The organism is Pseudomonas sp. JAI115, assembly GCF_014200835.1.
In the GTDB taxonomy this organism is placed as follows: domain Bacteria; phylum Pseudomonadota; class Gammaproteobacteria; order Pseudomonadales; family Pseudomonadaceae; genus Aquipseudomonas; species Aquipseudomonas putida_A.
The window spans coordinates 592,931-611,299 of sequence record NZ_JACHCY010000004.1; the positions used below are offsets into that span (position 1 = coordinate 592,931).

Genomic DNA, 18,369 nt, shown 5'->3' on the forward strand with positions numbered 1-18,369 from the left:
GTCAGTGCCCATCGATATAAGTGGGTTCTCTGGGAAAGCTTGTATTCATCGCCTGCCGGTCATGCCCGCGAGGATCGCCGCGGGGATCTCACCGAGGGGGAGCATCCGCTCTACCGCGCCCAACTTGAACGCCTCCTTCGGCATGCCGAAAACGACGCAGCTGTCCTCGTCCTGGGCAAGGGTTCGTGCACCCGCCTCGCGCATTTCCTTCAAGCCGCGCGCACCGTCGTCGCCCATACCGGTCATGATGATCCCCAGCGCGTTGCCGCCGGCCGCACGGGCAGTGGAGCGAAACAGCACGTCGACCGAAGGGCGGTGCCGACTGACCGGCGGGCCGTCGCGAACCTCCACGTGATATTGGGCACCACTTCGTGTTAGTAGCATGTGCAGCCCACCGGGGGCGATCAACGCGCGCCCTGGGGTTACCCGGTCACCATTGCGCGCCTCCAGCACCTCGATCCGACACAGCCTATTCAGCCGCTCGGCGAAGGCCGCGGTGAAGCGTTCCGGCATGTGCTGAACGATGACCAGGCCGGGACAGGCCCGCGGCAAGCGTGTAAGTATCGCTTCCAACGCCTGGGTGCCGCCGGTGGAGGTGCCGATGGCCACCAGCGTCTCGGTGGTCTGTGCCATCGCCAGACTTACGGCTGGCAGGATCGCGTCGGCGGACAATTTGACAGCAGCCTGGGGGACCAGACGGCGCAGGTTGGCCCGCGCCGCGCTCTGGATGGCCTGGACCAGTTCGTCAACGGCTTCGTGGAGGAATTGCTTGAGCCCCAGCCTGGGTTTGCTGACGATACCGACCGCGCCTTCCGCCAGCGCTTGCAGGGTGGTCTGCGCCCCAGCCTCGGTCAGCGTAGAACAGATCACCACCGGAGTCGGTCGCTCAGCCATCAGTTTCCTCAGGAACGTGATGCCGTCCATGCGTGGCATTTCCACGTCCAGCACCAACACATCGGGCCATTGCCGCTGCATTTTCTCCAGGGCGAACAACGGATCGGCGGCCACGCCGATCACCTCGATCCCCGGCTGTGCGGCGAGCACGGCCGACAGCACCTGGCGCACCACGGCGGAGTCGTCGACGATCATGACCTTGATGGGCGTCATGCGCGCGTCCCCTGGCGTGGGTCCAGTGCCGGCGAAACATGCTTGAGCGAGACATGGCCGCTCCACAGGTCGAAGATAAGGTTGCGGTGGCCCACCCCCTCCACATGGGTACCCCTGCACGTCAGACCGTGAACCTGTAGCAACTGCCTGGCGGCGTCGACGTTCTTTTTGCCCACGTGCCTGTCCTTTTGCCTAGCGATAGAGGGAAACATGTTGCCGCCGCCGAATAACTGGATGCGGAACTCCATGGGCGAGACGCAGTGAACGCGAGCTTCACGCAGCATCAGCTCGATGGCTTCATCGCCATAACGGCCATCCAGCTCCCCGGTTGGCGGGTGCGGCCGGGTCGGCAGCATGAAGTGGCACATGCCGCCGATCAGCAGCCTGGGATGCCAACACACCAGAGATACACAGGAGCCCAGCAGAGTCCGGATGCGGGTGTAGCGGTCGCCGAAATACAACTCGCCCGGCTGCAAAAAGATCTCGATGATGCCGTCGGGTCTACGCATGAGGCTTGCGGTAGATGGAAGGGGCCACGACTTTAAGCTCGTCGCAGACACCGTTCAGGCTCTCCGAGTGGCTGACGATGAAATAGCCACCCGGCTTGAGCAACGGCAGCATGCGCCGCACCACTTGACGCTTGGTCTCGAGGTCGAAATAGATCATTACGTTACGCAGGAATATCACCTCGAACTCACCCAGTTCCGGCAGCGCTGAATTCAAATTTATCTGCTGGAAACGCAGACGGTTGCACAACGCCGGGTCTATCAGCAGCTTACCGGCGTGCTCGCCGACTCCCTTGAGACAATATCGGTTCAACAGCGGCCGTGGAATGTTTTCGGCGTCGGCAATGTCGTACAAGCCCGCGCGGGCCTTTTCCAGCATGCGTGTACTGAGGTCCGAGGCGAGCAATTCCCAGGGTCGACTGCCGAGGGCATCGGCCAAGGTCATGGCGATGCTGTAGGGCTCCTCGCCGGAGGAGCAAGCGCCACTCCAGACGCGCAAGCTGGAACGGTCGAGCAACTCCGGCAGGATCCGCTCACGGAGGAAGTCGAAATGCTTCGGCTCGCGAAAAAAGTAGGTTTCGTTGGTGGTCAACAGGTCCACCGCGACCTGCAGTTCCGCGCGCTCGCTCATCAGCAGGCGAAAGTATTCGCCATAGCCGGACAGCCCATGCTGGCGGACGCGCTTGGCCAGGCGACCGCTGATCAGGGGCTTCTTGGCATCGGACATGCTGATCCCGGCGATCTCGAAGATCATGCCGCGAAACTGCTGAAACTCTTTATCGGAAAGCACCGGATTATTCATTCTGTAGGGCTCCTTGGGCCGAGCGCGACGAACTCATTCACTGAAAAACCTCGCCCGATATCCAGCAAGGTGACGTCCTGGTTGTCGATCGTGACTGTACCGAGGATGAAATCGCTGGAAATCCTGTTGTCCGATGTTGTCGGCGACTGGATGTCCAGCAAAGGGATTGGCAGCACTTTGACGACCGCATCGACCAGAACACCGACCAACTGCTTGCTGTCGTCGCGAATCACTTCGAAGATGACGATGCTGGTGCTTGTACCGATTTCTATCGGCGGCCCACCGAAATGGGCACCCAAGTCAATCACCGGCACCAGCGCATCGCGCAACCTGATCGCCCGACGCATCCGCGTCGATAGACCGGATCCGGTCACGATTGGAGTGACCTCGACGATCGTATCGACACTCGACGCGCTCACCGCGAACGGCGCGCCACCGAGTGTGAAAAAGAGGTAGCGACTGTTTGGCGCCGCGGTGTCGGCGGCCGGCGATGTACCAACGCCCGTACCGACAAGAGCCCGCTCGATATCAAGCAACTGAGCGGCGAGCCTGTTCAGCAGGCACACTTTGTCCTCAAGCTCATTGAGCTCGTTGCCAAAGGAAATATCGGGTTGCTCACCGATGACCAAGCGGCGCTCATGGCGTTTGGAGTCGCTGTCCTCTCCCCTGTCGTCAGGCTTGTTGAGATGCTTTTCCGCAAGAATCTCAGAGACGGCACTGAGTTGTTCGATCGCGTATCGATTGAAGCGCTCGAGGCTGTCCGGTTCGACTTCGGCAAGCGACTCAAGGGGAGCACTTATCTGAATATCGGTGCGTGGATCTTCCCGGTAGCGAGTGCTCAAGACGACGAGTATCACGATGCCGAGAGCCGAGACTGCCAGCAGCCAGAACATCAGGTTGCCGGTGTCGATCAGTGAGTTCATTGCATTACTCCTGCAAAGCCAGACGACTGCCAGTCTTGACGCGCTGCGCCGGCGAGCGTGAAAAACTCCATTAATCGCTGCAACCGCTCGGCCTGGCCGCTCATTTCCTCGGCCATGGCAGCCAGCACTCCAGAGGCCGAAGCATTCTGACGGGTAATCTGGTTGAGCTGGTTCATCGCCACGCTGATCTGACCAACGCCGCAGGACTGCTCCTCGGAAGCGGCAGCGATCTTCTGGACCAGAACACCGGTCTTCGCGATGCCGGGAACGATCTTGTCAAGTAGACTGACGGCCCGCTCGGCCAGCTTGCGCACCTCGCCGCTCACCACGGCGAAGCCCTTGTCGTGGACGCCGGCGCGTGCCGCCTCGATGGCGGCGTTGAGCGCGAGCAGATTGGTCTGATAGGCGATGTCATCGATGATGCCGATTCTTTCCGCGATGCTTTTCATCGCGCTGACCGTGTCCTTGACCGCCACGCCGCCTTCAACGGCCTGCTTGGCGGCGTTGCCCGCCATACTGTCGGTGACCCGGGCGTTCGCGGTGTTCTGCTCGATGGAAGCGGACATCTGTTCGATCGAGGCCGACGCTTCCTCGACGCTGGCCGCCTGCTCGCTGGAGGCCTGACTCAAGGACTGTGCGGTAGCGGAAACTTCCTCGGAGGCGCTGGTCAGGGCATTGGCCGACCCACGCACCTCGCCGATGATTTGTGAAAGTTTCTCTACCATGCCCTTCAACGCGGCTAGCATGCTGCCGGTGTGGTTATTGCGCAGTGGTATCGTTACGCCGAGATCACCCGCTGCAACCCTGGACAGCACCTGCGCCGCAAACGCCGGTTCGCCTCCCAACTGCCTGAGCAACCCACGGGTAATGAAAAAGGCGATAAAGACAGAAACCAATACCGCAGCAATTAGCATGCCGATGAGAATCTGCTGCGCCCTGTTTGCAGCCGCATCACTTTCGTCGTAAGCCTCTTTAGCCAACTGGTCGTTAAAATCGACGATGTCCGACAATACATCATCCACTGCCTGAAACAACTGAGTGGTCTCATTATTCATGAGATCCGTGGCTTTCAGCTTATCGATTTGCGCAAGAGCCAAAACTCTTTTGGCCGATACTTCATAAGGCCCCCATGCAGTATCCAGTTTTTTCAATAAATCCCTTTCGCGATCAGTGAGATAGGTCTTTGCGTACTTGTCGAGCAACTCAGTCATCTTCGCTTTGTTTCGGTCCATACCCTCGACAATTTTGTCCAGCTCGACCTTGTCGGAAATCAAATAGTCATAAAGCCCACGGTTATGGTAAATGGCCTGCATGTTGGCATTCGCCACGTCTTTGATAGGGACTAGGTTGTTGGCGTACATTTCGTTGAGCATGGTGTTGATGTTATTGCCACCCACCAAACCGACCAACGCGCTAATCAATGTAATGAATGTAACGGACGCAAAGCCCAAGCCCAGCTTCATCGCAACGGAAACACACTTCATTACTTCACGGCCCTTTAATTGACTAACTTTTTACGAGCTAACGTAGCCGCGCCTGCCAGAGACGCCCTGCTCCCCTGCCGTCAGGATGCAGGCGACATGTGGGATCGCCAGGCGACGAGGAAAGATGCGTGGGCCACGGCATGATCGATTGCCGTGCTCGATACGGATCCGCCACATATCGGCCGGGCCGCTAGTGGGGACCGGTACCGCTCGCTATGCGTCGAAAGATTGACGGCAGAATGCAAGCAGCCATGATGTACGCCGTGGCCACTGATCAACCATCAGACCCCGCTGGTTTTGAAGTGAGCATTTTAGAGATGTAAGTAAGCATTGCCCTACAGCGAGAGACCCCTGCAAGCAGACTCCGGGAGTGTTGCCGCTGACCGAAAACTGACCCAGTGGGGATGCGGCGGAAATCTTGGACTACCTGGAGGTAGTTCATGTATTCATACGAAGACCGTATCCGAGCGGTCAAGCTCTACATCAAACTGGGCAAGCGAACCGGGGCAACTATTCGTCAGTTGGGCTACCCGACGAAGAACTCTTTGAAGAGCTGGCACGCAGAGTATGAGCGATGCCTCGACCTACCGCGTGGCTACGAGAACTCGAAGTCGAAGTACTGAAGGCCCAAAGGGAAAAGGCTGTCGGGCACTATCTCCAATACGGTCGCAACATCGCCGCTACCATCAAGGCGTTGGGCTACCCCGCGCGAGATTCGTTGCGTGCCTGGATTTACGAAATGCACCCCGAGTTGCATACGCGTATTGTCGGTCGATCAGACGGGTTAGCCCGGCCGGCCGCGGTGAAGGAGGCAGCGGTCATCGCGCTGTGCACGCGAAAAGAAAGTGCGAAAGCCCTGGCTCAAAAGCTGGGCGTGTGCAGGCCGACCTTGTACAACTGGAAAAACCAGCTACTCGGCCCAGAGGTATCCCCATCCATGAAGTGTCGGCTTGAACCCTCATCGTCACTGGAACGAGAGGAGTTGCAGCGGCAACTCGAATCTCTCCAGCTCGATGTTCGCCGTTTGCAGCTTGAACATGACCTGTTGATGAGGGCGAATGAACTCATAAAAAAAGAGACGGGCATCAACCGGCAAGTCCTGACCAATCGGGAGAAGACATTGCTGGCTGATGCCCTAAGGCAGAGGTACTCCTTGCTAGAGCTGCTTGACGCGTTGGGATTGGCCCGAAGCTCCTATTTCTATCATCGAGCCCGAATGCAGGTCGCGGAAAAGTACACCGAAGTGCGTCGTGCCATGGCGGACATATTCGAACGCAATCATCGTTGCTATGGCGACCGTCGGATGGGAGCTTCGTTGAGCAGGCAGCGTGTGCGCCTTTCAGAGAAGGTGGTGCAGCGCTTGATGAAGCAGGAATGCCTAGTCGTCGCCAAGCCGAAACGGCGTCGATACGGTTCCTACCTCGGGGAGATCAGTCCGGCGCCGGAAACCTCCTCAACCGCGACTTCACGGCCCTAGCTCCGAATGAGAAATGGCTGACCGACATCTCGGAGTTCCAGATCCCGGCCGGCAAGGTGTACCTGTCCCCCATGATCGACTGCTTCGATGGGAAGGTAATCAGTTGGTCGATCGGCACGCGTCCCGACGCCGAGCTTGTGAACACGATGCTGGATGCAGTTGTCGAAACGGTGGCCAGAAACGATAAACGGCCTGTTGTTCACTCCGATCGTGGCGCTCACTACCGCTAGCCCGGCTGGCTATCGCGCATCGCTGATGCGAAGCTGATTCGTTCGATGTCGCGCAAAGGCTGCTCACCTGATAACGCGGCTTGTGAAGGTTTCTTCGGCCGACTGAAAACGGAGCTGTTCTATCCTCGCAACTGGCAGTCAACGAGCATCGAGCAGTTCATTCAGGCCTTGGATTCATACATTCGCTGGTACAACGAAAAACGTATAAAGATTTCCCTCGGCGCGCTCAGTCCCATTGAGTATCGTGAAAGCCTGGGCTTCGCGGCATAACCAGTCCAAGTTTTTGTCCGCATCCCCATTGGGTCAATTCTGCGTCGGCGCCAACAAGCGAGGGTAACTACGAGTATCTGGAGGTTGACCCAGCGATTGCGCACAACCCTGCTTGACAGAACCAGCCTAGCAGGCGCCACGCTCTTCTCGCAGCATTACTTGCCGCGCCCTGTTCCACGTGGAACCAACTATTGTGTGAAACATGTAGGCTTTTCTCATTTATTCAGTGAATCCCGGCCAGTGGACTAACCAAATAAATGATTCTCTACTAGCGTTTGCTGGAGGTCTTGAAGCAATTATTTTGTGACCCTACACCATTGTAGGATCCCAGAAAAGCTGCTGTATTTCCCAATATGCTGCTTTCGCTGCACCAGGAAAAAGGCCAACCCACTCGGGTTGGCCTTTTTTATTGCCGCGCTGGTGCAATCGTCACGGATGCACTCTTCACCCCGTCACGCTCACCAGCTTGCGCTCAGCACTTGATGCCGGCATGCGTGAAGCCGGAGTTCTTTAATGAGGACCGGTTGACTGGAGGTTTGTGCGAACTGCTCGAATGAGCTTGTTATTTAATTCCTTACACGTACAACTAATACTATCCGTCTTAGTTTTTAATCAGATCGAGTAAGTTAGTGTGTTCTATTGAGGAGAACTTTAAATGTAAATTTGGAGCGGAAAGTTTGCGCCGCTTAATCTACTGGATTAAAATCGGGCGGTTAAAAATAAAGCGAGCCCCGTTTCCGGAAGCTCGCTTTATTCAAGCAGTTAAACGATTTTGTTCGAGCAAAATCTTAGGCTGCTTACACCAGTAACTTTTCGTTTTTTAACTACAAAAGGAGCAAGCCAAATGTAGATACCTCTACTGAGGGAAGACAGGGCAACAAAAACAAAAAATACCAGCGCGTCGTTGCTTAACCCACAACACGCGCAATTTCTTCTTTTTTTGTTGCTCTGTCAATCCCCTCCCAGCATTTCGACCGTAGCGAGATCACTCGAGGGGGAAGTGTTCCCTTTAGAAATCCTCCTACGTCCCGACGAGCGCACGCTTTCGTGCCGCTCGGAAATTCGATCGTTTAGAGGAAAGTGACATGGCAGTTCGAAAGGTCGTGACCCGAAGATCCTGGCACTTCAGAGGGTACTTTCCATCCCTCAAGAATGGGCAATCCGTAGCTTTTGAATCAATCCTAGAAAGTGGATTTTTTAGGTTGTTGGAGCTATCTCCACAGGTGCGCCGCTACAAAGCCTAGCCCGTCCGTGAGTCCTTCGTAATAGGAAATCAACTGGCGCAGTACGTGCCTGATGTAGAGGTGGAACTAGTGGACGGCTCAAGAGTATGGGTCGAAATCAAACCAGCTCAACACTGTAAAAATCACGCCACAGCCGCTCGTTTGAGTGCAGCCAAAGCGCATTTTGCCGCCGATGGCCGCCGCTTCGAAGTGGTTACCGATGAAGTGATCTGGGCGGAGCCGCGTTGCAAGTCGGTATTGGAGATTCTTTACCATCGTCGCGGCACATTCGTGGGCACGCCTCCTTTGCCTGATCTTCTGTCCCGCATAAAGGCCGACAAGCCCCAAACCATTGCAGATCTATGTTTGGTGGCGGGGGAAGCCCAAGCCTGGAGGCTTTTAGGGCTTGGACTGATTGGCGTGGATCTCGAAAAAAGTCTCAGCTCCCAATCGTCCATCTACCTTGAGGGAGGGCATCGTCATGCAGATTTTTTCGCTTAGTCCCGGCTTGGCTGTAACGATGAATGAACGGTACCTCGTATTCCGCTCGCGCCTTGTTGATCGACGGCTTCATTTTACTGATGAACTGGGCGAACCCGTTTTGATGAAGGAGAAAGACTTTTATGCAGGGTATGCGCAACGTTCCATATGCGTGATTCCTGATCAACCCAAGCTCGGTTACACCCCTCAACAGAAAAACGCACCACGGGATCTCTCAACCTTTCTGCCCGAGCATGCGGAGGAAGCATTGAGAAGACGACCATACGTAGAGGCTTTGCTTGAGTACCCAGGAAAACTTCCCAGAAAAGAAGAACTCAAGAAAGTTATAACTTCTGTCTGGAAAAAGGATAAAACGAGTGCGAAGGCCCCGTCGGTCTCGACAGTTAAGCGCTGGCTGAGTAGATACAAGTGGCGCTCTGTAACAGCTCTAGTTCCCCAACATGAGCATAAGGGTCGCCATAGGTTAATACATGGCGATCTCGAAGAGGTGCTTCTCGGCGTAATTGATGAACATTTTTTAACAGATCAAAGGAAACCGGTATCAAAAGTATATTCAGAGTTCGAAGGTCGCATCAAAGAATATAACCAGCACAAGCTAAAAGCTGAGCATTTAACCTGTCCGTCGCGGATGACAGTTTATCGATATATAGAGGGCCTAGATCCATACCTGGTTGACGCTGCAAGAAAGGGCAAATATGCGGCCAATCAAAAGCACCGGCGTGCTATTGGCCAGCTTCAATTGGATAGCATCTGTCACCGATGGGAAATCGATCACACACTTCTTGATGTCATGCTCATCGATCCGGATACCGGTTTGGTGATTGGTCGACCTTATTTGACCATCGTACTCGATCGGTACTCGCGGATGGTGATGGCGCATCTTTTGCACTTTGCCGCGCCCAATACTGAAAGCGTGCTGCGCGTGATTGAGAAAGCGATATGTCCCAAGGATTCGTTGCTTCAGCGCTACCCGAATCTGGTCAACGGCTGGCCGGCACGAGGCTTACCTCGTCAGTTGGTGCCTGATAATGCGGCGGAGTTTCACGCCGGAATGTTGTTACTTGCATTCAGTGATCTGGGTATCGAGGTTCTATACCCGAAATCGCGTGGTCCGCAAATGAAGGGAGCCGTAGAACGTTTTTTTGGTACTACTGCTCGTGGTTTCGTTCATCAACTGCCAGGCACAACTTTCGCGAATATTAACGAAAAGGGGGAATACGACTCCCTGGAAAAAGCGTGCCTCACATTCGATGGCCTCGATGCGCTTATCACAAAATGGATTGTGGATATCTACCATCAAACTCCACACAGAGGCCTGCGCAGAAGAACGCCTGACCAGGTTTGGCGCATGGCAGAAGCTAAATCCGTAATTCAGATGCCGGTCGATCTAGATGCGCTGGAAGCCATCCTGGCCTGCCGCAAAAAGCCCAAGATTCACCATTACGGGATCGAAGTAGACGGCCAGTATTACCATTCTGATCTGCTGGCCGATTTGAAGCTGCAGCGTCCCGACGGATTTACCGTAGACGCACGTTACAGAGACGATCTAGGTCACGTTTGGGTATATGACGACCAACGCAAATATTTTTTCCAGGTGCCTTGCAAGGACAAACGCTTGGCAGGTGTAAGCCGGGACTTGTACAACGAGGCTAAAAAGCAGCTGCGCTTATCAGGAGCGTTGAATCCGGATGTTGATGCCCTCCTCCGTGCTTCGCATGAAATACAGCAGGACATCCAGCGAGCGAGAGATACCAAACGGGTAAATGATCGGCGGCGTAAAGCTGCATTGGCGCGTGATCGAGGCGGTGCGCCCGTTGCTCCTATCGAACCTGCCAGATTGCTGGAAAATGTCGCTATGCCAATAGCTACAAAGACTTTTGAGATCCCTGACCTAGCGGTAGATACGTCTTACGCTCAGTCCTGGTTCGATAGGGGGATGAGATGAACACTCTGGATGCGGTTGATGATACTTCGCTGCGAAAGATCTTCATCAATACCTCAATTGCCAAAGCAGCGCTCTCAAGGTTAGTGGATATCCACACGGAGAATCGTCGAACTGGAACCAATCAGGGTTTTCTCATCATGGGGCCCAGCGGTGTTGGGAAAAGCGCGCTTGTGAAAAAGTACGTCAGTGCAGTTAACGCAGAACGTGCTATTGAAATGGAGCGATTGCCCATTCTGTATTTGGACATGCCATCTGCACCCACGAAGAAAAATCTTGGTGCTGCATTGCTCAGAGCCTTGAAAGATCCGTATGCGAACATGAACAGCGAGTCCGCTGAGGCAAAATTCTCACGGGTGGTAACTTTGCTGGAAAATTTAAGAGTTGAGCTCGTTATTTTGGACGAGGCACAGCACTTGGTCGACTACAAACGCAGCGACGCATATGAAGCGGGTGATTGGATAAAAAGCCTGCTGAATACCTCAAAGGTTTCAGTCGTGTTGATCGGTATGACTCGCCTGGAAGGCTTGAAAAGAGCAAATGACCAATTTCGTAGGAGGTTTTCTGCGTCATACACACTTGTGCCCTTCAGGCCCGACGAAGAATTTTGGCCGGAGTTTGCTGGCGTTATAAAGGCCATGCAAAAAATGCTGTCCGTCGAATCGGTAAACCTCGTGTCCGACGAAATGATACAGCGTCTCTATTTCGCTTCTTTTGGAATATTGGACTATCTGGTCAAAGTGCTTGAGAGAGCTGTTCGCTTGGTGCAAAGCGGCCAATTTGAGGGGGTAAACCTCGCGGCCTTAGATGCAGCATTCAAGGACGAAGTCTGGCAATCAGCTCCTCGAAATCGCAGTCCGTTCAACGCCGAGTTCGATTTTCGGCCTCTGATCGACGTGGGCGAGCCTTATGAAGTAATTGTGTGATTTAAGGGGGAGTTCTCTCCATCTGAGCCCGACGAGGAAAATATGTTAAATCTGCCAGTTAAAGTAAGCCCTTTTCACGATGAGAGCCTTGTCGGGTTCTTAGGACGTCTGGCCACTGCAAACGGCTATGCTCATACATTCTTAATAAAACAATGTAGAAAGTTAACCGATGAAGCGGTGAGGACTTTTTACAAGGAAAATAATGCACCTTTAGTCTGGGTATCTGCTGTTAAATCCTTGAGCCGTTCCCGAACGAGCTTTGACCCAATGTCCATGTATTGCCCAAAACACTGTCCAAAATGTATTGGAGAATATGGATACTGGAAATACGTGTGGGGGTTAAAACTATACAATTTTTGCGTTGAGCACTCCGTGGAGCTAATCGACACCTGTCATCGATGCGGAATGAGGCTATGTTTTGGGGCGTTCACCACGTTCCGGTGCAGCTTATGCCACCAGGACATCCGCACGAATCGTTCATCTGTTAGCGCAACGACGTCGGATATCTGGTTCTCTCGATTGTTGGAAAATCGGGCAGCGTCAAAGCCCGCATTGAATGATTCCGTTCTTTGCAATCTTCCAATTTCGACCCTGCATGAGCTATTTCTTAATTTAGGTTTTATTGCGCAATATCCCGATGGTAGATACTGCCGCTCGGTGTTCCTGACATCTGACCTTTCGAAAATCAGCCACAGTGCGGGTAAAATAGCTTTTGGTTGGCCAGATTCTTTTCATGAATATTTAGATCGGTGTCGAAATATTGGAGATAAGTGGCACCCTAAGGTTTGTTACCAAAAAATTTACTATGTTGCGTTTCGTAAGCTGAAGAGCGATGCATATGACTTTCTGCGTGAAGAATTTGAACAATATTTGCTCAATCGCTGGCGGGGGCCAATCCCCACGACCTCGACTACGCTTTCACGGGAAACCATCCAGTTGCATCGTTGGAAACCTCTGAAGACGGTGGCCAAGTCCTTGGGTGTACCCCTATCGAAACTAAAGCTTTTCTTGGAAAAGGGTTTCATCTCATCTAATTCGATCCAGCATGACTGTGGAAAAATATCCACTGTTGTGGATCTCCAGGAAGCACAGGCTTTTGTTGAGAAATTTAACAATTCACGAAGTTTAAAGGAGGCTGCGCGTCGCTTAGGGATAAGTGAGCGCAGGGTACGATCACTTATTATTGGCGGGTATCTGGTTGGCTATAACTCAAAAAACAGTAACCCTACCCCTTGGATTGTTGACTCTGAAAGTTTTATACAGAAATTTTCTCCGTCCGACGCAGTGCATGGTGCTGATCAATACTTGTCGCTCCGAAAATTATTTACTTATTATCTGAAAGACGAGAGTCAGTTTTTGGATTTCGTGGGTGCGTTGACAAAATGCGAAGTTGAATTGTATCGATGCGAAACCGGAATGGCATTTGCGGATTATCAATTACTGATTGATGATTTTTACTATTGGAAACAGCGTTGGTTAGCGGAACATCAGACGACAACCAATCTTAGTGCTCAGGAGGTCGCCAGTGTATTAAACGTAAAAGATCAGGTTGTGTATGGATTGATAAATAATGGCTTGCTCCCACACTTAGTTGAGAACAATCAGCGTAAAATCGCGCCATCTACGTTGAAGGATTTTCAGCAGCGGTATGTATTCAACAGGGAAATTGCTCACCAATTTCTTAATTCTCCAAAACGGATTTCTTCGCGTCTAATCGATAGTGGATTTCAGCCTGTTGCCGGGCCGCATGAAGAAGGTAGCGTTTGCCGGCACTATCTTTGGAGGCGCGATGAGGAATTGTACGATTTCTTGAAAACGGAATTTAGAAATCGCTTTGTTGGTGTCTAATACGTGTACGCGGCTGGCACCCGTGGAGCGGTAGGCTGCTACTGCCACTCAGATTATGTTGGGCTGGTTTGTTGGGCCTGGCCTTTTTTTTCGTCGGGGTCTCGCCAATTGCCACCAGTATCTCGGTGCAAGTCTCGAAGGTAGCTCGATATCGCCTCCAACACGGAGTTTTGAATTGCTGGTTGTGATACGCCAAACGCGATACTTAGTGCTTTGTCGACATCACTACGCGCTCGAACTTTTGCACACACCTGATCGAAACTATCGCTACGCAGGATCAGCAGGATAGCTTCTTCGAGGCAGAGTAAGCGAATCCACATTTCATGGGTGACCTCTACATCATCAAGCTTGGACAGCGCAACGAAGGCTCTCTTGTCGCCACTTATCATTGTGTCTTGGGCATTTTGGAGCAGAGCGGCGAACAAGACTGCCTCACCGGATTCGATATCCGGGCGCTCGAAGTTCAGAACGTAATTCGAGGTTTCGACCCTGACTTCTACGATGCTGGCATGAGCGATCAGCTCTGCGGCTAGAGCCACCGATTCAATAGAGCCCAGCTTTTTTAATGCGGCCTGATGATTATGCAGCCGCAGCTGAAAGGCCAACTGGGGCAGCACCGCAAAGTCCGTGAGGGCGCAATCCAGAGCACGTGTCAGCTCATGAATGAGTTGGTACTGGCAAAGTTTGCGAGCGGCATCGCTATCTAGAAGATACAAAGCGTTTTACTCACCAAATCCTTGGATCGACAAAAGATATTCCTGATTCTCGGAGCTAAGCGCTTCGAGCGATACGCCCTCGCGAAAGTACCGACCGACCACTTCAATTGCGCTTGGCTGAGGTGGGCTGTATTCGAGTGCTTGGTTTGCACGGGCCCAATCATTGTGTTGCTTTGCATACGAAAGAATCAGGTGGCCGGGATCGATCCCCATTTCTCGTCCAAGCACAGCCGCTTTAGCCGCAATGGCCGTGGCGGAGCTGAGGCGACCCATTGATGCCAATGGGGCTGTGTAACCGTTCCGGATGAGCGCCAATGCAAATGAATCGGCCTCCCGCTCCTCGGCATCCTTGCGTTTGTTATTTGTCTCGATGAGTGTGTCTGTGACCTCGGCGAGATCCTCGTCGATCAAAACGCCGCCTTCATCGAGGTGGCCGCTCACAATATGGCCCAACTCGTGCGCAAGAACGAACAACTGGCGGGCATGTTGGGTGTTGTTGAAACCCAAGATAATGGCCGGTCGACCGTCGATGCTGACGGCCATACCCGTCATGCGCTTGCTCGCTCTTGGCAGATCTTTCAAGTAGAGCACGGGTATTCCGTGAGCCCAACAGAGCTTCAACAAGCCTTCGAAATCGACATGAGGGTTGCCACTCATCGCAAGAATCTTCTCTCGCAATAGCTTGGGATCGGAAGTCAGCGGCGTATACGGCGTGTTGGCACAGAACAGGGCCAATTTGGTGATGGCCAGGCCAAGACCCGCCGCAATATTCAGCTCCGACTCCTTGGTATCCGCACGTCGCTTGAACCTGGCGCTACGAGGATAGGTCTGGATGAGTAGTTGGCCTTCTTGGCCAAAGCTGGTTTCGAGGCCCAGTCGTTGTTTGAGAATCAGGGCGAATTGAAGTACGCCGGCGCTGGTTTTGAACAGACTATTGTCCCACCAGTCAGGGAGAAGCTTCTCAATGTATGAGCGTGGGTATCCCGCGGCTTTAAGGCTACTGAATGCTGATTTGACTGTTACGGGTGTCGAAGCCTCATCCATGGACCCCTCCTGTGTACTGCTGCATCGTCAATCATTTTTACAGGCACGCCTTGCGATGAGCAAATAGCAATTCAGCCAGCCTCTTTGCGTGCTGGTCTGTGCCGTCCCATACCAGGCCCAGAGCGTCCATCAAAATGGGAGAATTACGCGGATCCGCCTTTTCAGCAAAAATCGAGATATTTGCATAATCGCATAGGGCTTTGAGGGTACTGGTTACGCGCTTTGGTCGACCGTAAAGATTACGATAGATCTGGGACTGTGAGATTCCGGTCATCCTTGCTATTGCGCTGCTAGATGTAATTTTACCTCGCTCGAAGAACTGGCGAAGTTCAAGCTGAAGCAGTTGGGGTGGTTTTATGCAATTCATGTTAAAATATTAGCATATTTGCATAGACGCTAACCCTACGTTTCACGAGGCGTTTGCGCTCTGATGGGTTAGACTTTGCGGCTGTCCACAGTATTTTTTCATTTCAAGGCAACCGTAATGCGTGAGGCAGAAATCAAACGAGCATTGGCGCATCATCTGGACTGCGTACGCGGCAGTATGTCCGGCATGCTCCTTGAGGAGTTGCAGCTCAGTGGCGGAGAGATCCGAGCCGACGTCGTGGATGCTTACGACATGCATTGCTACGAGATCAAGAGCGAGGGTGATTCGCTCAAGCGTTTGCTGGGCCAAGGGTCCCGATACGCCAGAGTGTTCGATCACGTCACCCTGGTAACTACCGAACGTCACCTCAAGAAAGCGATGCCCATGCTGCCGCAATGGTGGGGCATCCTATTGGTTCCCGAGCATGAGCATGCTGAGTTTAAGCAAGTACGACGTGCCAAACCTAACAAAGGTCAGGAACCTGAAGTTCTCGCGACTCTTCTCAATCGTGAGGAATGCCTTAGCGTTCTGGAAAGCCGTGGTGCTGTGAGAGGCTGGCGGGGCAGAAGTCTATACATGCTGCAAGATCGGGTTGCGCAAGTGCTTACACTCGATGAGCTGCGCCAGACGGTGCGTAGTTACCTGCTCAAAAGAGGTGAGGCTTCGTCAGAAGAAGTGCCTCACGATCTCTTCAGTATTGGTCTTTGACGACGTAAGCAATGTGATGAATCCATGCTTCGGTTAGGTGGGACGACGCTCCACCTTTCTTCTCCCGATCGGGGACCTTTGAATCCGCCCGGGTGGCCATCAATCGATCGCCAAGGGAATAAGCCCCGCCTTTAAAGTCCTTTGCATAGGTCGTGATCAAAATGACCGAAAGGTCGATCGAGTCCTGTTTGGTCTTGCCGGCGGCTTTCAGGATGAGCCAGTTGTCATCGCGGGTGTACCGCAGTGCGACTTTCTTGGCGATTTTCTTGAGGACTTCTTCCGTCCATTTGGGCGAGAGGATCCCGTAGTCGGAATATCCCACTTGTAAATCTGAAGCGAGCGTCTTCAGCTCCCGCCAGAGCCGCCAGTCATCCCGATCATAAGTGGCCATTGCCGACACGTCAGTGAGGCTCGCTGGGTAAGCTCCTGACGTCAAGTGCACCGTGCTGTAGCCGCAACCCTTCATATCTCGTAGCACAGCGGAAAAGGACTTCAGATCAGGAGCGGTCCATTGCGCAGGGCATTCACCCATGTCGATCATCAACCGCGGCGAGATATTCAGTCCGTTCAGGATCCTGCAGGCATCCTGGGCCTGTTTGAAGTGGTCGGTGGAGAGGAAAACGCCCTCGATTCGCAGGCGAACAACGACCGAGTCGAAGGTCGATAGCAGCTGTTTCATTCTGTCGCCGATTTCGACAGCGTCGCGAGAGTCCAGCACCGGAATGATGGGGTAATTTTTGGCCCCGGCGACCGAAAGAAATGACTCAAACACCTCCATCCGACGGCCACCCAACCGGCCGCTCGGATCCGCATAGTCCACAAGCGCTGTACCTTTCCAGTAGTGATACACCTCGGACATCAATAATTGATGATGCGTGACGCCTCTGACTTCAATGCACGGCCAGACGTGATCTACGAGATGTTCATCAATGGCTGCCAATGCCTTTTGCTCAGCTTTCTGCCATTTGATGACCGGAATGTAAGGCGGATACTCGGGGTGTTGAAACGGCATTTCCTCTCCTTGGATGGTTTTTTGATTCTATGATGCCATCATCGTACGTGTTACTGCGCAAGTCACCGTCTTTGTCGCGCATGCGTTGCACGGCATACGCACATTCGCGGATTAAGCGTCGGATCGGTCCCGTTCTCGCTCTCACACGTTGTTCTCCGAGCTTGGGTTTTTTGCGCTTCCCAAAAACTGTAAACCGGTTTTTGTAGGCGTTAACCGGCGCGGTTAACTGATAAAAAAATCGGTTAACACGCAATCCAGTGAGTTGTGATGCTTCGACGTTTAGAGTTGGCAACGGCCCACTCGTCACCGGCGTTGAACCGTAAACAGGAAGACCTTTCTACCGTCCATATCTGGAGGCCATGTCATGTATGAAGACAGAAAAGCACAGGCGCTGGAAACGTGGCAGCGACTATTCACTCATCCTGAAATACGAATGAGCGCTCCTGAGCAGTACGACGAATTACTGCGTCTTGCCGAGGAGTATTGCGAAGAAGGGTTCATTACCAGGGAAGAGCGCAGGTCGATGATTGAGAAAGCGACGGCGAATTATCGGCGGGCGGTTGAAGGTATGGGTCAAGGAACCTGAAGGTGTTGCCGTTTATGAGGACGGTAACCAGTCTCGCATGCGATGCCTGCCACCCATTGGGGGTGACAGGCAGCGCATCAGCCGTCACAGTCCCAGTTCTGCCAGATCAGCGGCCGGCAGAACCAGGCTCACCGTTCAAGCGACTGGGACCATTGGCGGAGTCTCATTGACGTCGGCCAGTGGTACGTCGTTGCTGCCTGGTGTCAGGATAACCTTGCGACAGTTCTCCTGTTTCTTGTCGAAGATCCGGTAACCTTCTGCCGCCTGTTCCAGCGACATTCTGTGGGTGATGATGGCTTCCGGTTGCAGGCGCCCCGTCTCAATGTGTTCCAGCAGTTCAGGCAAGAACCGCTGCACGTGGGTCTGACCCATTTTGAATGTCAGGCCCTTGTCGAACGCATCGCCGAATAGAAAACCGTGTATGAACCCTGAATACACACCGGGCACACTCACCACTCCGCCGCGCCGTACCGCGGCGATGCACTGGCGCAGTGCTTTGCCACTACTGCCCTCCAGCTTGAGAGTAGCGAGTACCGTTTCGGTGGTGCTGCCCTTGGCCTCGAACCCCACCGCGTCGATCACCCCGTCTACGCCCCTGCTCCGTAAGCGTCTGCCCAACTCACGTTGCGTAAGTCAGACAGATACCCACTGATGCGGCAGCAGTTGGTCGATCTCACTCGCCCGTTGCGTCGGCAAC

The 18,369-nt window shown here is 53.5% G+C and carries 15 protein-coding genes and 2 pseudogenes; 7 read left to right on the plus strand and 10 right to left on the minus strand.

What is annotated here, in order from left to right; translation table 11 throughout:
• Positions 1 to 45: 45 nt before the first annotated feature.
• Genes HDC30_RS13420 through HDC30_RS13440 form a run of 5 tightly spaced genes read right to left on the minus strand, consistent with a single transcriptional unit; the run spans position 46 to position 4,822 of the window.
• Complete coding sequence (locus tag HDC30_RS13420) at positions 46 to 1,107, minus strand: chemotaxis response regulator protein-glutamate methylesterase (protein ID WP_183783473.1); 1,062 nt, start codon at positions 1,105 to 1,107, stop codon at positions 46 to 48.
• Entirely contained in the window at positions 1,104 to 1,616 is a 513-nt protein-coding gene (locus HDC30_RS13425) for a chemotaxis protein CheD (protein ID WP_183783475.1), read from the minus strand. The genes HDC30_RS13420 and HDC30_RS13425 overlap by 4 nt, the downstream gene beginning before the upstream one ends.
• A complete protein-coding gene (locus tag HDC30_RS13430) occupies positions 1,609 to 2,415 on the minus strand; it encodes a protein-glutamate O-methyltransferase CheR (RefSeq protein WP_145318196.1) in 807 nt (268 codons plus the stop codon). The genes HDC30_RS13425 and HDC30_RS13430 overlap by 8 nt, the downstream gene beginning before the upstream one ends.
• Positions 2,412 to 3,338, minus strand: coding sequence for a chemotaxis protein CheW (locus HDC30_RS13435; RefSeq protein WP_183783477.1), 927 nt, complete (start codon positions 3,336 to 3,338; stop codon positions 2,412 to 2,414). Before HDC30_RS13435 ends, HDC30_RS13430 begins: the two co-directional genes overlap by 4 nt.
• Positions 3,335 to 4,822 (minus strand): methyl-accepting chemotaxis protein, encoded by a 1,488-nt coding sequence (locus HDC30_RS13440; protein WP_183783479.1) that lies wholly within the window; start codon positions 4,820 to 4,822, stop codon positions 3,335 to 3,337. The genes HDC30_RS13435 and HDC30_RS13440 overlap by 4 nt, the downstream gene beginning before the upstream one ends.
• A gap of 440 nt (positions 4,823 to 5,262) precedes the next feature.
• Between HDC30_RS13440 and HDC30_RS13445 the strand changes: the two are divergent.
• The 5 genes and pseudogenes from HDC30_RS13445 to HDC30_RS13465 all read left to right on the plus strand — a co-directional run bounded on the left by HDC30_RS13445 (position 5,263) and on the right by HDC30_RS13465 (position 13,239).
• Positions 5,263 to 6,799: pseudogene (locus HDC30_RS13445) on the plus strand (IS3 family transposase).
• Positions 6,800 to 8,088: 1,289 nt separating this feature from the next.
• Positions 8,089 to 8,523, plus strand: coding sequence for a TnsA endonuclease N-terminal domain-containing protein (locus HDC30_RS13450; RefSeq protein WP_183783481.1), 435 nt, complete (start codon positions 8,089 to 8,091; stop codon positions 8,521 to 8,523).
• The gene (locus HDC30_RS13455; protein ID WP_183783483.1) at positions 8,504 to 10,468 is read left to right on the plus strand and encodes a Mu transposase C-terminal domain-containing protein; all 1,965 of its coding nucleotides are present in this window, start codon (positions 8,504 to 8,506) and stop codon (positions 10,466 to 10,468) included. Before HDC30_RS13450 ends, HDC30_RS13455 begins: the two co-directional genes overlap by 20 nt.
• Positions 10,465 to 11,391 carry a TniB family NTP-binding protein gene (locus HDC30_RS13460; protein ID WP_047297396.1) on the plus strand — a complete coding sequence of 309 codons (927 nt, stop codon included), beginning with the start codon at positions 10,465 to 10,467 and terminating at the stop codon, positions 11,389 to 11,391. The genes HDC30_RS13455 and HDC30_RS13460 overlap by 4 nt, the downstream gene beginning before the upstream one ends.
• Before the next feature lie 42 nt (positions 11,392 to 11,433).
• A complete protein-coding gene (locus HDC30_RS13465; protein WP_183783485.1) occupies positions 11,434 to 13,239 on the plus strand; it encodes a TniQ family protein in 1,806 nt (601 codons plus the stop codon).
• Positions 13,240 to 13,292: 53 nt separating this feature from the next.
• On the opposite strand, the gene HDC30_RS13470 is transcribed toward HDC30_RS13465, so the two are convergent.
• From HDC30_RS13470 to HDC30_RS29530, 3 genes are read right to left on the minus strand one after another with little or no spacing between them, the layout of a single operon-like run.
• Positions 13,293 to 13,955 (minus strand): hypothetical protein, encoded by a 663-nt coding sequence (locus HDC30_RS13470; RefSeq protein ID WP_183783487.1) that lies wholly within the window; start codon positions 13,953 to 13,955, stop codon positions 13,293 to 13,295.
• 6 nt (positions 13,956 to 13,961) lie between these two features.
• Positions 13,962 to 14,999, minus strand: coding sequence for an ImmA/IrrE family metallo-endopeptidase (locus tag HDC30_RS13475; RefSeq protein WP_183783496.1), 1,038 nt, complete (start codon positions 14,997 to 14,999; stop codon positions 13,962 to 13,964).
• A gap of 37 nt (positions 15,000 to 15,036) precedes the next feature.
• On the minus strand, positions 15,037 to 15,366 hold the full coding sequence (locus HDC30_RS29530) for a helix-turn-helix transcriptional regulator (RefSeq protein WP_080963329.1): 330 nt from the start codon (positions 15,364 to 15,366) through the stop codon (positions 15,037 to 15,039).
• A 117-nt stretch (positions 15,367 to 15,483) separates the two neighbouring features.
• Here HDC30_RS29530 and HDC30_RS13485 point away from each other — a divergent pair, with 117 nt between their 5' ends.
• Entirely contained in the window at positions 15,484 to 16,074 is a 591-nt protein-coding gene (locus tag HDC30_RS13485) for a sce7726 family protein (RefSeq protein ID WP_047297399.1), read from the plus strand.
• On the opposite strand, the gene HDC30_RS13490 is transcribed toward HDC30_RS13485, so the two are convergent.
• Positions 16,058 to 17,086 (minus strand): beta family protein, encoded by a 1,029-nt coding sequence (locus HDC30_RS13490; RefSeq protein WP_047297400.1) that lies wholly within the window; start codon positions 17,084 to 17,086, stop codon positions 16,058 to 16,060. The two genes, HDC30_RS13485 and HDC30_RS13490, sit on opposite strands and share 17 nt — an antisense overlap.
• A 364-nt stretch (positions 17,087 to 17,450) precedes the next feature.
• On the opposite strand from HDC30_RS13490, the gene HDC30_RS13495 reads away from it, so the two are divergent.
• Positions 17,451 to 17,672 carry a hypothetical protein gene (locus HDC30_RS13495; RefSeq protein ID WP_047297401.1) on the plus strand — a complete coding sequence of 74 codons (222 nt, stop codon included), beginning with the start codon at positions 17,451 to 17,453 and terminating at the stop codon, positions 17,670 to 17,672.
• 135 nt (positions 17,673 to 17,807) lie between these two features.
• On the opposite strand, the pseudogene HDC30_RS13500 reads toward HDC30_RS13495, so the two are convergent.
• Positions 17,808 to 18,269, minus strand: a pseudogene (locus HDC30_RS13500) (glutathione-dependent formaldehyde dehydrogenase); the annotation flags it as partial.
• Positions 18,270 to 18,369 lie beyond the last annotated feature (100 nt).

Bases quoted from the DNA above. Each gene is read 5' to 3' on its own strand.
- HDC30_RS13420 (WP_183783473.1), bottom strand. From the start codon at position 1,107: ATGACGCCCATCAAGGTCATGATCGTCGACGACTCCGCCGTGGTGCGC.
- HDC30_RS13425 (WP_183783475.1), bottom strand. From the start codon at position 1,616: ATGCGTAGACCCGACGGCATCATCGAGATCTTTTTGCAGCCGGGCGAG.
- HDC30_RS13430 (WP_145318196.1), bottom strand. From the start codon at position 2,415: ATGAATAATCCGGTGCTTTCCGATAAAGAGTTTCAGCAGTTTCGCGGC.
- HDC30_RS13435 (WP_183783477.1), bottom strand. From the start codon at position 3,338: ATGAACTCACTGATCGACACCGGCAACCTGATGTTCTGGCTGCTGGCA.
- HDC30_RS13440 (WP_183783479.1), bottom strand. From the start codon at position 4,822: ATGAAGTGTGTTTCCGTTGCGATGAAGCTGGGCTTGGGCTTTGCGTCC.
- HDC30_RS13455 (WP_183783483.1), top strand. From the start codon at position 8,504: ATGCAGATTTTTTCGCTTAGTCCCGGCTTGGCTGTAACGATGAATGAA.
- HDC30_RS13460 (WP_047297396.1), top strand. From the start codon at position 10,465: ATGAACACTCTGGATGCGGTTGATGATACTTCGCTGCGAAAGATCTTC.
- HDC30_RS13465 (WP_183783485.1), top strand. From the start codon at position 11,434: ATGTTAAATCTGCCAGTTAAAGTAAGCCCTTTTCACGATGAGAGCCTT.
- HDC30_RS13475 (WP_183783496.1), bottom strand. From the start codon at position 14,999: ATGGATGAGGCTTCGACACCCGTAACAGTCAAATCAGCATTCAGTAGC.
- HDC30_RS29530 (WP_080963329.1), bottom strand. From the start codon at position 15,366: ATGAATTGCATAAAACCACCCCAACTGCTTCAGCTTGAACTTCGCCAG.
- HDC30_RS13485 (WP_047297399.1), top strand. From the start codon at position 15,484: ATGCGTGAGGCAGAAATCAAACGAGCATTGGCGCATCATCTGGACTGC.
- HDC30_RS13490 (WP_047297400.1), bottom strand. From the start codon at position 17,086: ATGCCGTTTCAACACCCCGAGTATCCGCCTTACATTCCGGTCATCAAA.
- HDC30_RS13495 (WP_047297401.1), top strand. From the start codon at position 17,451: ATGTATGAAGACAGAAAAGCACAGGCGCTGGAAACGTGGCAGCGACTA.